This is a genomic window from Dactylosporangium sp. CS-033363 (assembly GCF_050942475.1).
In the GTDB taxonomy this organism is placed as follows: Bacteria; Actinomycetota; Actinomycetes; order Mycobacteriales; family Micromonosporaceae; genus Dactylosporangium.
In genome coordinates this window covers 10,015,444-10,027,154 of record NZ_CP192032.1, presented here as the reverse complement: position 1 = coordinate 10,027,154, position 11,711 = coordinate 10,015,444, and the positions used below count along the sequence as shown (strand labels likewise).

Annotated in this window: 11 protein-coding genes; 6 read left to right on the top strand and 5 right to left on the bottom strand. The window is 72.4% G+C overall.

Annotated elements, in window-relative coordinates; all coding sequences use genetic code 11:
* Nucleotides 1-99 precede the first annotated feature (99 nt).
* From ACQPZ4_RS46215 to rdgB, 6 genes are all read left to right on the top strand, one after another.
* A complete protein-coding gene (locus ACQPZ4_RS46215; protein WP_433051546.1) occupies nucleotides 100-852 on the top strand; it encodes an MBL fold metallo-hydrolase in 753 nt (250 codons plus the stop codon).
* Between the two features lie 67 nt (nucleotides 853-919).
* A complete protein-coding gene (locus tag ACQPZ4_RS46210; RefSeq protein WP_433051543.1) occupies nucleotides 920-2,068 on the top strand; it encodes a glycosyltransferase family 4 protein in 1,149 nt (382 codons plus the stop codon).
* Nucleotides 2,065-3,180, top strand: a complete 1,116-nt coding sequence (locus tag ACQPZ4_RS46205; protein ID WP_433051540.1) for a glycosyltransferase — start codon at nucleotides 2,065-2,067, stop codon at nucleotides 3,178-3,180. The genes ACQPZ4_RS46210 and ACQPZ4_RS46205 overlap by 4 nt, the downstream gene beginning before the upstream one ends.
* Nucleotides 3,181-3,219: 39 nt before the next feature.
* Entirely contained in the window at nucleotides 3,220-4,026 is an 807-nt protein-coding gene (locus tag ACQPZ4_RS46200; RefSeq protein WP_433051537.1) for an SGNH/GDSL hydrolase family protein, read from the top strand.
* A 34-nt stretch (nucleotides 4,027-4,060) separates the two neighbouring features.
* Nucleotides 4,061-4,789: a ribonuclease PH gene (rph, locus tag ACQPZ4_RS46195; RefSeq protein ID WP_433051534.1), complete on the top strand. Its 729-nt coding sequence runs from the start codon at nucleotides 4,061-4,063 to the stop codon at nucleotides 4,787-4,789.
* Entirely contained in the window at nucleotides 4,786-5,382 is a 597-nt protein-coding gene (gene rdgB, locus ACQPZ4_RS46190) for an RdgB/HAM1 family non-canonical purine NTP pyrophosphatase (protein ID WP_433051531.1), read from the top strand. Before rph ends, rdgB begins: the two co-directional genes overlap by 4 nt.
* 70 nt (nucleotides 5,383-5,452) lie before the next feature.
* On the opposite strand, the gene hutH is transcribed toward rdgB, so the two are convergent.
* The 5 genes from hutH to ACQPZ4_RS46165 all read right to left on the bottom strand — a co-directional run bounded on the left by hutH (nucleotide 5,453) and on the right by ACQPZ4_RS46165 (nucleotide 11,552).
* Entirely contained in the window at nucleotides 5,453-6,973 is a 1,521-nt protein-coding gene (hutH, locus tag ACQPZ4_RS46185; RefSeq protein WP_433051528.1) for a histidine ammonia-lyase, read from the bottom strand.
* Entirely contained in the window at nucleotides 6,970-8,139 is a 1,170-nt protein-coding gene (gene hutI, locus ACQPZ4_RS46180; RefSeq protein WP_433067001.1) for an imidazolonepropionase, read from the bottom strand. The genes hutH and hutI overlap by 4 nt, the downstream gene beginning before the upstream one ends.
* Before the next feature lie 340 nt (nucleotides 8,140-8,479).
* Complete coding sequence (locus ACQPZ4_RS46175; RefSeq protein ID WP_433066998.1) at nucleotides 8,480-9,844, bottom strand: formimidoylglutamate deiminase; 1,365 nt, start codon at nucleotides 9,842-9,844, stop codon at nucleotides 8,480-8,482.
* Nucleotides 9,841-10,350: a hypothetical protein gene (locus ACQPZ4_RS46170; RefSeq protein ID WP_433051525.1), complete on the bottom strand. Its 510-nt coding sequence runs from the start codon at nucleotides 10,348-10,350 to the stop codon at nucleotides 9,841-9,843. Before ACQPZ4_RS46170 ends, ACQPZ4_RS46175 begins: the two co-directional genes overlap by 4 nt.
* Entirely contained in the window at nucleotides 10,347-11,552 is a 1,206-nt protein-coding gene (locus ACQPZ4_RS46165) for an allantoate amidohydrolase (RefSeq protein WP_433051522.1), read from the bottom strand. The genes ACQPZ4_RS46170 and ACQPZ4_RS46165 overlap by 4 nt, the downstream gene beginning before the upstream one ends.
* Nucleotides 11,553-11,711 lie beyond the last annotated feature (159 nt).

Here is an 11,711-nt window from a genome sequence, read left to right as displayed (position 1 = left end):
GTTCAAGGATTGGATCTATCCTCACCCTGACGGGTCCTGGCCATATGCGATCCACGGTTTGGTACGAAGACGAGGAGACGGCGGGTTGAGGGCAGCATCATGAGGCTCACGGTTCTCGGCTGCGCCGGCAGCTTTCCGGGGCCTGAGGCGCCCTGTTCCGCCTACCTCGTGGAGGCGGACGGCTTCCGCCTGCTGATGGACTTCGGCCCCGGCTCCATGTCGGCGCTGCAGCGCTACGGCAGCCTCTACGCGGTCGACGCCATCCTGCTGTCGCACCTGCACTGCGACCACATGCTCGACGCCTGCTCGTACATCGTGGCCCGTCGCTACGCCCCCGCCGGACCGTTCCCGCCCCTGCCGGTCTACGCCCCGGTGAACGCCCCCGAGCGGATCTCCTCGGCCTACGGCGGCGAGAACGAGCCGATGTCCATCGGTGACGTGTACACCTTCTACGCCCTGCAGCCCGGCAGCTTTCCCATCGGCCCGTTCGGCGTGACCGTGGACCGCGTCAACCACCCCATCGAGACGTACGGCGTGCGCCTCGAACACGACGGCAAGGTCCTCGCGTACTCGGCCGACACCGCGCCCTGCGAGGCCCTGATCCGCCTGGCCCAGGGCGCCGACGCGTTTTTGTGTGAGGCAAGTTACCTCGACGGCGTCGACAACCCGCCCGACCTGCACCTGACCGGCCGGGAGGCGGCCGAGCACGCGACCAAGGCGGGAGTCGGCCGGCTGCTGCTCACGCACCTGGTCCCGGCCTGGGGGAGCGAGGCCCTGACGCTCGAGGCGGCATCGAGCGCCTTCGCTGGCCAAATTGATATCGTCCGACCCGGGGCCAGGTACGACATTTAGGGCCCCGTTTGCCGACTGGTCAACCTACTGTGGCCGCATGCATGGACACCCCCCTCATGGTCATGGCATGCGGATCGCGATCGTCACCGAATCGTTCCCGCCCGATGTGAACGGTGTGGCCCACTCCGTCGTCCGGGTCGCCGAACACCTCGTCGCGCGTGGCCACGAGCCGCTCGTGATCGCTCCTCAGCCGTCCTCCGGGGCGCGCTCGGTCACCGGCTCGTTCCCGTACCAGATCATCCGGGTGCCCTCCGTGGCCACGCCCGGCTATGGGAGCTTCCGGCTGGGCCTGCCCAGCCGCCGCCTGGCCGCCGCGTTAAAGGCGCACCGCACCGACCTCGTCCACCTGGCCAGCCCGTTCGTGCTCGGGGCCCGGGGCATGACGGTCGCCGCGTCGCTGGGCCTGCCCACGGTGGCCGTCTACCAGACGGACGTGCCCGCCTACGCCCGCCTGTACTACAAGTCGAACCTCGGCGAGCAGGCCGCCTGGCGCTGGCTGCGGCACATCCACAACGCCGCCGACCGGACCCTGGCCCCGTCCACCGCCGCCGCCACCGCCCTGCACAGCCACGGCATCGAGCGGGTCTGGCTGTGGCGCCGCGGCGTGGACGCCTCCCGCTTCGACCCCGGGCACCGCTCCGCGGCCCTGCGCCGCGCGGTGGCCGCCGAGGGACAGGTGATCGTCGGCTACGTCGGCCGGCTCGCCGTCGAGAAGCGCGTCGATCTCCTCGCCCCGGTCAGCCGCATCCCCGGCGTCCGGGTGGTCGTGGTCGGCGACGGCCCCGCCCGGGCCAACCTCGAGCGGGCCATGCCGGACGCGGTCTTCGTCGGCGAGCGGCGCGGGGCGCAGCTGGCCCGGATCTTCGCCAGCCTCGACCTCTTCGTGCACACCGGGCCGTTCGAGACGTTCGGCCAGACCATCCAGGAGGCCCTCGCCAGCGGCGTCCCCGTGGTCGCGCCGGCCCAGGGCGGCCCGCTGGACCTGGTCGACGACGGCCGCACCGGGCTGCTGGTCCCGCCGTGCGACGCCTCGTCGCTCGTGGCGGCGGTGGCCTCGCTGGTCAACGACACCGAGCGGCGGCTGGCGATGGGGGTGGCCGCCCGCGTGGCGGTGGCCTCGCGGACCTGGGCCGCGGTGGGGGACGAGCTGATCAAGCACTACGTCGACGTGCACTCGGGCGGCATCGCCGCGCGGTCCGTCCCGATTCCCGCATGAGCTCACGCATAGTGCGGCTGGCGAACTTCGTCATGCCGCGCTCCGGTGGCCTGCGCACCGCGCTGCAGGCGTTGGGGGAGGGGTACCTCGCCGCGGGGCACGAGCCGATCCTCATCGTGCCCGGGTCGGAGTACGGCGACGAGATGACCTCGCAGGGCCGCGTGATCACGTTGCCCGGGCCGGTCGTGCCGGGCACCGGCGGGTACCGCGTGATCCTGTCCCGGCGGCGGCTGCAGAAGCTGCTCGAGCACCTCGAACCCGACCGGCTCGAGGTCTCCGACCGCTTCACGCTGCGCTGGACCGGCCGCTGGGCCCGCGAGCGCGGCATCCCGTCCGTGATGATCTCCCACGAGAGCCTCGCCGGGCTGCTCACGTTCGCCGGCCCGCTGAGCAATCCGTGGGCGAACATGCTCAACACGCGCAGCTTCCGCTCGTACGACCGGATCGTCTGCACGACCGGCTGGGCGGCCAACGAGTTCCGCCGCATCGGGGCCCGCAACCTCGCCCAGGTGCCGCTCGGCGTCGACCTGGAACTGTTCAACCCGTCGCGCTACGACGACGCCCTGCGGGCCCGCTGGGCCAAGCCCGACCAGGTGCTGCTCGTGCACTGCGGCCGGCTCTCCTCGGAGAAGCGGCCCGAGCGCTCCCTCGACGCCCTGGTGGCCCTGCGCAAGCGCGGGGTCGACGCGGTGCTCGTGGTGGCCGGCGACGGACCGCTGCGCGCCCGGCTGCAGGAGCAGGCCCGCGGGCACGAGGTGCACTTCATGGAGTTCGTGACCGAGCGCACCGCGGTCGCGTCCCTGCTCGCCACGGCGGACGTGGTGATCGCACCCGGCCCGATCGAGACCTTCGGGCTGGCGGCCCTGGAGGCGCTCGCCTGCGGCACGCCCGTCGTCGTGGACGCGGCGTCCGCCCTGCCCGAGGTGATCGGCGCCGCCGGTGTCGCCGTCACCAACGATTTCGCTTCCGGTGTACTGCAAGTGCTCGAGCGCCCCGACGCCGCCCGTCGCGCCGACGCCCGCGCCCGCGCCGAGCAGTTCTCCTGGCCGGCCGCGGTCGCCGGGTTCCTGGCCGTGCACCACTCGCTCGTCCTGTCCGGAGCGGTCTCGTGATCCGTGCCTGCTCCGGACCCGCTCTTCGGGGGTGATCCTGTGACCGTGTTCGCTGCTCTTGGTGATTCGACCACTGCGGGCTACGGCGACCGCGTCAAGGGCAAGTGGCGCGGCTGGGCGCCGATCTTCGCCCAGGCGCTCGGCCTGCGCCTGCACAACTTCTCGTCCAGCGGGGCGCGCGTCCACGACCTGGAGCGCGACCAGCTGCCCAAGGCCCTGGCGGTGGCCCCGACCGTCGCCGCCGTGGTCATCGGGACCAACGACACGCTGCGCGATCCGTTCGACGCGGACCGGTTCGCCGGCCACCTCGAGCGGACCGTCGGCGCGCTGCGCGACTCGGGGGCGGAGGTGCTCACCATCCGGCTGCCCGCCCCCGGCGCGATCTTCGGCCTGCCCGGTCCGCTGGCCCGGCCGCTCGCCCGCCGCATGGCCGAGATCAACGAGGCGGCGGACCGGGTCTCGGTGCAGTACGACACCGTGCACTTCGACGCGGCCGGGCACCCGGACTCGTACCAGCGGGACATGTGGAGCGTCGACCGCCTGCACCCGAGCGAGCGCGGGCACCGGTTCCTGGCCTGCTCGTTCTTCGACCTGCTGGACGAGCGGGGGGTCGTGAAGTCGCTGCTCGCGGACGGGCTGGACCCGCAGCGGCCGGCCGCGGAGCCGAGCAGCCGGCCGCCGTCGAAGCTCGCGCAGGGGCTGTGGCTGTCCACGGCCGGCACGCAGTGGGTGATCCGCCGCTCGACCGACCTGCTGCCCGGCCTGGTGCGCCTCGCCTGGTCCGAGTGGCGACATGGGTCGCCTTTGGAGTTGGACCCCGTCGCTGTTTCCGGGAAGGTCGCCTGAGTTCTGCGTGCGGCGTTTCCGTAGGCTGGCTGTCATGGCCCGACCCGATGGACGTAACGCCGACCAGCTCCGACCCGTATCGATCACCCGCCAGTGGAGCATGCACCCGGAGGGGTCCGTGCTCATCGAGTTCGGCGCCACCCGCGTGCTGTGCACCGCCAGCGTCACCGAGGGCGTGCCGCGCTGGCGCAAGGGCTCCGGCCTGGGCTGGCTGACCGCCGAGTACTCGATGCTCCCGCGCGCCACCACCACCCGCAGCGATCGCGAGAGCGTGAAGGGCAAGATCGGTGGCCGTACCCACGAAATCTCGCGCTTGATCGGCCGCAGCCTGCGCGCCTGCATCGACCTCAAGGCCCTCGGCGAGAACTCGATCGTCCTGGACTGCGACGTGCTCCAGGCCGACGGCGGCACCCGCACGGCCGCGATCACCGGCGCGTACGTCGCCCTGCACGACGCCGTGGGCTGGCTCGCCACCCAGCGCAAGCTCGCCGGCAAGCCCGCCGACGTCCTGCACCGCTCGGTCGCGGCCGTCTCGGTCGGGATCATCGCCGGCGACCCGCGCCTCGACCTCTGCTACGAGGAGGACGTGATCGCCGACGTCGACATGAACGTGGTGTGCACCGGCAACGGCGAGTTCGTCGAGGTGCAGGGCACCGGCGAGCAGGGCATCTTCACCCGCGCCGAGCTCGACACGCTGGTCGACCTGGGCGCGCGGGGCTGCGCCGAGCTCACCGCGCTGCAGCAGAAGGCGCTGGCCGGATGAAGCTGCTGCTCGCGACCCGCAACAAGAAGAAGCTCGTGGAGCTGCGCCGCGTCCTGGAGTCCTCGGCGCCGCACATCGAGCTCGTCGGGCTCGACGACGTCGAGACCTACCCCGAGGCGCCCGAGACCGGGCTCACCTTCGAGGAGAACGCGCTGCTGAAGGCCCGTGAAGCGGTGCAGTACACCGGGCTGCCCAGCATCGGCGACGACTCCGGCCTGGCCGTGGACGCGCTCAACGGGATGCCCGGCGTGTTCTCGGCGCGCTGGTCGGGGCTGCCGAGCGGCGCCCCCGACCGTGACGGCGCCAACCTCCGGCTCGTGCTCGCGCAGGTCGGGGACGTGCCGGACGAGCACCTGGGCGCGGCCTTCGTCTGCGCGGCCGCCCTGGTGTACCCGGACGGCCGCGAGCAGGTCTTCCGCGGCGAGATGCGCGGCCGGCTGATCCGCGCGCCGCGGGGCGAGGGCGGGTTCGGGTACGACCCGATCTTCGTCGCCGACGGGCACTCGGAGACGACGGCCGAGCTTTCGCCCGATGCCAAGGACGCGATCAGCCACCGGGGGATCGCCTTCCGCGCCCTCGCCGCCGTTCTGTAGGTCTTTGCTGCTTCTTTGCTGCTTCTTTTTCTGGTTCTGTTGCTGCTTCTTCCGCGGGGTCGCCGGCGCTTTAGCTGAGCGGCCCCGCCACCTGTTCGATCGCCTTTTTCAGCTCTCGCGACCACACCATGCCGCGGGCCGCTTCCATCACCGGCGCCAGGAACACGTCCGGCCCCGGTCGGCCGGCGAACTGCTCGACCAGTTCGACCGCCAGCTTCCCGGCCGGCGAGGGTTCGAGCGGGGCTCGCAGCTGAATACCCCGTACACCCGAAAGCAGCTCGACCGCCAGAATGCTGCAGAGGTTGTCGAGCACGGTCCGCAGCTTCCGCGTTGCCGCCCACCCCATCGACACGTGGTCTTCCTGCATCCCCGACGTCGGCAGCGAGTCGACGCTCGCCGGCGCGGCCAGCCGCCGGTTCTCCGCGACGATGCCCGCCGCCGTGTACTGCGCGATCATCAGCCCCGAGTTCACGCCCGCGTCCGGCGTCAGGAACGGCGGCAGCTCCCGCGACCGCGTCACGTCGAGCAGCCGGTCGACCCGCCGCTCGGCGATCGCCCCGACCTCGGACGCCGCGATCGCCATGTAGTCCGCCGCGAACCCGAGCGGCGCCCCGTGGAAGTTGCCCGTCGACTCGACCCGCCCGTCGGTCAGCACCACCGGGTTGTCCACGATCGAGCGCAGCTCCCGCCCGGCCACTGTGGCCGCGAACTCCAGCGTGTCCCGCGCCGCCCCGGCCACCTGCGGCGCGCACCGCATCGAGTACGCGTCCTGCACCGCGTGCACCAGGTCGTCCCGGTGCGAATCCATGATCGGCGAGCCCTGCAGCAGCCGGTGAATGTTCGCCGCCGACGCCGCCTGCCCCGGATGCGGCCGGATCTCGTGCAGCTCCGGCATGAACGGCCGGTCGGACCCGAGCATCGCCTCGATCGACAGCGCCGCCGTGATGTCCGCCATCGTGAACAGATGCCGCGCGTCCTCGATGGCCATGATCAGCATCCCGAGCATGCCGTCCGTGCCGTTGATCAGCGCCAGCCCCTCCTTCGAGGAGAGCGCGATCGGCGACACCCCGGCGTCCAGCGCGCTGATCCGGGTTCCGTCCTTCGCCAGTACCCATCCCTCGCCGATCAGCACCAGCGCGCAGTGCGCCAGCGGCGCAAGATCGCCGGAGGCCCCGAGCGACCCGTGCTCCGGCACCCACGGCGTGATGTCGGCGTTGAGCAACTCGACGAGCGCCTGCGCGACCTCGGGCCGCACGCCCGAGCGCCCCATCGCCAGCGAGCGAATCCGCAGCAGCATCATCGCCCGCACGACCTCGCGCGGCATCGGCGCCCCGACCCCGGCCGCGTGCGACCGGATCAGCGCGTGCTGCAGCTCGGCCCTGCGCTCCGGCGCGATGAACGTGTTGGCCAGCGCCCCGAACCCGGTCGACACCCCGTACACCGGGCGCCCGTCCCGCTCGATCGCGTCCACAATGGACCGGCTCGCGCGCATGGCGTCGAGCGCGTCCGGCGCGAGGGTCACCCGCGCGTTGGCCCGGGCGACCGCGATCAGGTCGTCGGGACTGATGCCAGAGGCGGTGATGGTGATCAAACCAGCTCCCCATTGAGCACGACGTGGTTGGTGAGCGGCACCCCGGGCCGGTAGGCCAGGTGCACGTACGAGGGGGCGTCCAGCACGACGAGGTCGCCGCGCGCCCCGTACGTCAGCCGCCCGATGTCATCCCGGCGCAGCGCCGCCGCCCCACCGCGCGTGGCGGCAAGCACGGCCTCGGCCGGCGTCATGTTCATCTCGCGCACGGCGAGCGCGATGCAGAACGGCATCGACGTCGTGTACGAGGAACCCGGGTTGCAGTCCGTGGCCAGCGCCACGGTGGCCCCGGCGTCGATCAGTCTCCGAGCCGGCGGATAGGGCGACCGAGTGGAGAACTCCGCCCCGGGCAACAGCGTCGCGACCGTGTCCGCCTGGGCCAGCGCCGCGATGTCCCGTTCCGTCAGATGGGTGCAGTGGTCCGCCGACGCCGCGTTCAGTTCCACCGCCAGCTGTACGCCGGGCCCCTCCGACAACTGATTCGCATGCACCCGCACCCCCAGCCCCTCGGCCGCCCCCACGGTCAGAATCGCCCGCGAGTGATCGGCGTCGAACGCCCCCCGCTCACAGAACACGTCGATCCACTTGGCCCCGGCCCCCCGCGCCGCCGACAACATCGGCCCGCACACGAGGCTCACGTAGTCATCGGTACGGTCCGCATACTCCGCCGGCACCACATGCGCCCCGAGAAACGTCGTCTCCCCGCTGAACTCCCGCGCGATCCGCAACGACCGAGCCTCATCGGCCACACTCAGCCCGTACCCGGACTTGATCTCCATCGTCGTCGTGCCCTGCCGCAACGCCTCATTGCGCAGCCGAGCCACGTTCGCCCGCAGCTGCTCGTCGTCGGCCGCCCGAGTGGCTCCGACGGTCGTGCGAATCCCGCCCCCCGTGTACGCCTGCCCCGCCATCCGCGCCGCGAACTCCGCCGCCCGATCGCCCCCGAACACCAGATGCGAGTGACTGTCCACAAATCCCGGCAGCACCGCCGCCCCATCGACATCGAGCCGCGCATCGGCCGCCGGCGTATCCCCGGCCCGCCCGATCCACTCAACCCGCCGACCGTCAACGACGAGCGCCGCGTTCCGCCTGATGCCGAGCGGCCCCTCGCCCCAGCTCGGATCGCCGGTGACCAGCTCGCCGATGTTCGTGACCAGCAGCGACCTCATCGCCCCGCCCCGATCCGCGCAGCGTTCTCCCCGCCTCGCGGCGCTCCCATCGACGCTGTTGCCTCGCCGCGCTTTTGTTTCGCGGTCGCCGGTGCACTGACGTCTGCGGTCGAACACGCCCTCGTCGCGCCGTCCCGATTCGCTCGGAGGGCCTTCGTCGCCTCCTGGCGATCCGGCTTCGCGGCGGCGGTGGCTGGTAGCGACCTGATGGCCCTGCCGCGATCCGGCCTCGTGCTGACGGTGGCTGGCAGCGACTTGGTCGCGCCGCCCCGATCCGCTGGGCGTGCCCTCATCGCCTCCTGGCGATCCGGCCTCGCGGTGGCGGTGGCTGGCAGCGACCTCATCGTGCCGCCCCGATCCGCTCGGCGTTTCCGGCGGCGCGCTCGCCGAGCATGGCGATCGCCTCCGCCAGCGCAGCTCCGACGTCGCCGATTCCCAGGTGGACTCCGTCGCGCACGACCACCCGGCCGTCGACCACCACGTGCCGCACATCCGCCGCCGTGGCCGCGAAGGCGATGGCCCCTGGCTCGCACCCGGCCGTACGCGGGGAGTCGAGCGCCACGCTCACCAGATCCGCCCGGTCCCCGACCGCGATCGACCCGGCGTGCGACCAGCCGAGCGCCGCATGTCCGGCCACCGTGGCCGCATCGATCAGCTCGCCCGCGGTGAAGTGCCCGCGGTGCTCGGTGTGCAGCCGCTCGTGCATCTCCACCCCGCGCGCCTCCTCGAACAGATCGATCACCGCGTGGCTGTCACTGCCCAGGCTCAGCGGACTCCCGGCCTCGACGAGCGCCCGCGCATGCCCGATCCCGTCGGCCAGATCCCGCTCGGTCGTCGGGCAGAAACACACCCCGGTGCCGCTGTCCCCGAGCTCCGTCCGATCCGTGTCCGACAGGTGCGTCGCGTGCACCGCCGTCACCCGCCCGCCCAGCAACCCGTGATCGGCGAGCAACTCCGTCGGCGTACGCCCGTGCACCGCCAAGCAGGCCTCGTTCTCCGCCCGCTGCTCCGAGAGGTGCACGTGCGTCGGCATCCCATCGGTACGCTCGGCAAACGCCGCCAGCACCTCCGCCGGCACCGCCCGCACACTGTGCGCCGCCGCCCCCAGCCGGACATGGGGCCGCCCCCGCAGCCGATCGAGCCGGCTCGACCAGCCCTCGAAGGACCCGTCCCCAAACCGGAGTTGTACCCCTTGCAGCTCTTCCCCACCGACTCCCGCCGCCAGATACAGCGTGTCCAGCAGCGTGATCCTGATCCCCGCATCCGCCGCAGCCGCGATGAGCGCCTCACCCATCGCGTTCGGGTCCCCGTACCGCACCCCACCAGGCCCGTGATGCAGGTAGTGAAACTCACCCACACACGTGATCCCGGCCAGCGCCATCTCCCCATACACCGCGGTAGCCAGCGCGTGATACGAGTCAGGATCGAGCGCCCCCGCCACGGCGTACATCTGCTCCCGCCACGTCCAGAACGTCCCCCGCTCCCGCTGCGTCCGCCCCCGCAACGCCCGATGAAACGCATGCGAGTGCGCATTGGCCAGCCCCGGCAACGTCATCCCGCCGAGCCGAACCGCCCCCTCAGCCTCAGGCGCGTCCACAGGCGTCAGCGGCCGCACGGCCACAAACCGCCCGCCCGCAACCTCGACCAGCACGTCCTCGGCCGCCCCACCCGGCAACCAGGCATGCGCACAGTGAAACCGCGTCACCGACATGGCTGCCCCACCCGATCGCCGCGTGTCCCGCCCCCGACTCCAACGCCACGCCCGGTCTGCACGCCACGTCCGGTCTGCACGCCACCCCTGCCGGCAACGACGCGGTCGGTTCCGGCTGCGTCACGGCGACCGTTCACGACGCCGACGCCGACGCCGACGCCGACGCCGACGGCGATGGCGATGGCGCGGTCGGTTTCGACTGCGTCACGGCGGCCGTTCGGAACGTCGACGCCGTCTGTGGTGGTGCGGTCAGTGCCCGCCGCGCCTTCAACCGCGTGGCTGGTCTGGTTGCCAACGCTGCTGCCAACGGCGCGGTCGGTTTCGGCTGGGACAGCGACGCGGCGGCCGTTCGGAACGTCGACGCCGTGTGCGGTGGTGCGGTCAGTGCCCGCCGCGCCTCCAACTGCGTGGCCGGCCTGCGCGCCAACGCTGCCCTCAACGGCGCGGTCGGTCTCAACCGCGGCTGCGACCGCGTTGCCGGGCGTGCGGTGCCGGGTCACTGGCATAGCCGGCCCAGGAGGTCGGTGAGCTTCTCCACCCCGGCAGCGCAGTCGGCGTCGGAGGCGGATTCCTGCGGGGCGTGGGAGATGCCCGTCGGGTTGCGGACGAACAGCATGGCCGTGTCGACGTGTCCTGCGAGCACGCCCGCGTCGTGGCCGGCGCCGGTGGGGAGTACGGGTGCCTGGAGTTCGAGGGCGGCGAGCCGGCTGACGTCGCCTGTGAAGCCGACCTCGCCGGTCAGGGACTCCGTGGCCAGGGTGACCCGGGTGCCGTCGAGGCGGGCGCGGCGTTCGGCCCGCAGGCGGATCGCGTCGACCAGCTTCTGCAGTGTCTCGCCGTCTGCGGCACGGGCGTCCAGCCAGGCCGACGCGCGCGCGGCGATCGCGTTGGTGGCGTTCGGGGCGACGTCGACGCGGCCGACGGTGGCGTGGGCGCCGTGCATCCGGGCGACCTCGTCCGTTGCCAGCACCGTGGCCGCGAGCGTGAGCATCGGATCGTGCCGGTCCGACATCCGCGTCGTTCCGGCGTGGTTGCCCTCGCCGGTGAAGTCGAACCGGTACCGCCCATGCGGCCAGATCGCGCTCGCCACGCCCACCGGTACGTCGAGGTGGTCGAGCGCCCGTCCCTGCTCGATGTGCAGCTCGACGAACGACCCGATGCGCGCCAGCCGCTCCGGATCGGGGCCGAGCCGCTCCGGGTCGAGCCCGGCCCGCCCGATCGCCTCGGCGAGGTGGAAGCCCTCGCGGTCCCGCAGCCGCAGCGCCTTCGCCGGGTCGAACGCGCCGGTCATCAGCCGGGAGCCCAGGCACGGCACTCCGAACCGCGCGCCCTCCTCCTCGGTGAACACCACGACCGCCACGGGCTTCGCCGGCTTCACGCCCCGCTCCCGGAGCCGGTCGATGGCGAGCAGCCCCGACACGACCCCGAGCGGCCCGTCGTACCCGCCGCCGTGTGGCACCGAGTCGAGGTGGCTCCCGGTGACCACGGCGCCGCCCTGCTCCGGCTCGCCCCACCAGGCCCACAGGTTGCCGTTCCGGTCGATCTCGACTTCGAGGTCGCGGTCCAGCGCCTCCTCGACGAACCACTCCCGGCACACCATGTCGGCGTCGGTCCAGGAGTGCCGCACGTACCCGCCGTCGTCCCCGGCCTTCCCGACCGGACTCAGCGAGCCCCACAGCGCGGCGAACCGCTCAGCGCTCATCACGCCCGCTCACCAGCCCCTCCGCCGCCGATCTGGCCGTGCTCGGCTCCAGCCACGCCGATCTGGCCGTGTTCGGCTCCGGGCACGTCGATCTGGCCGTGTTCGGCTCTGGTCACGCCGGCCTGGCCGTGTTCGGCTCCGGTCACGCCGATCTGGCCG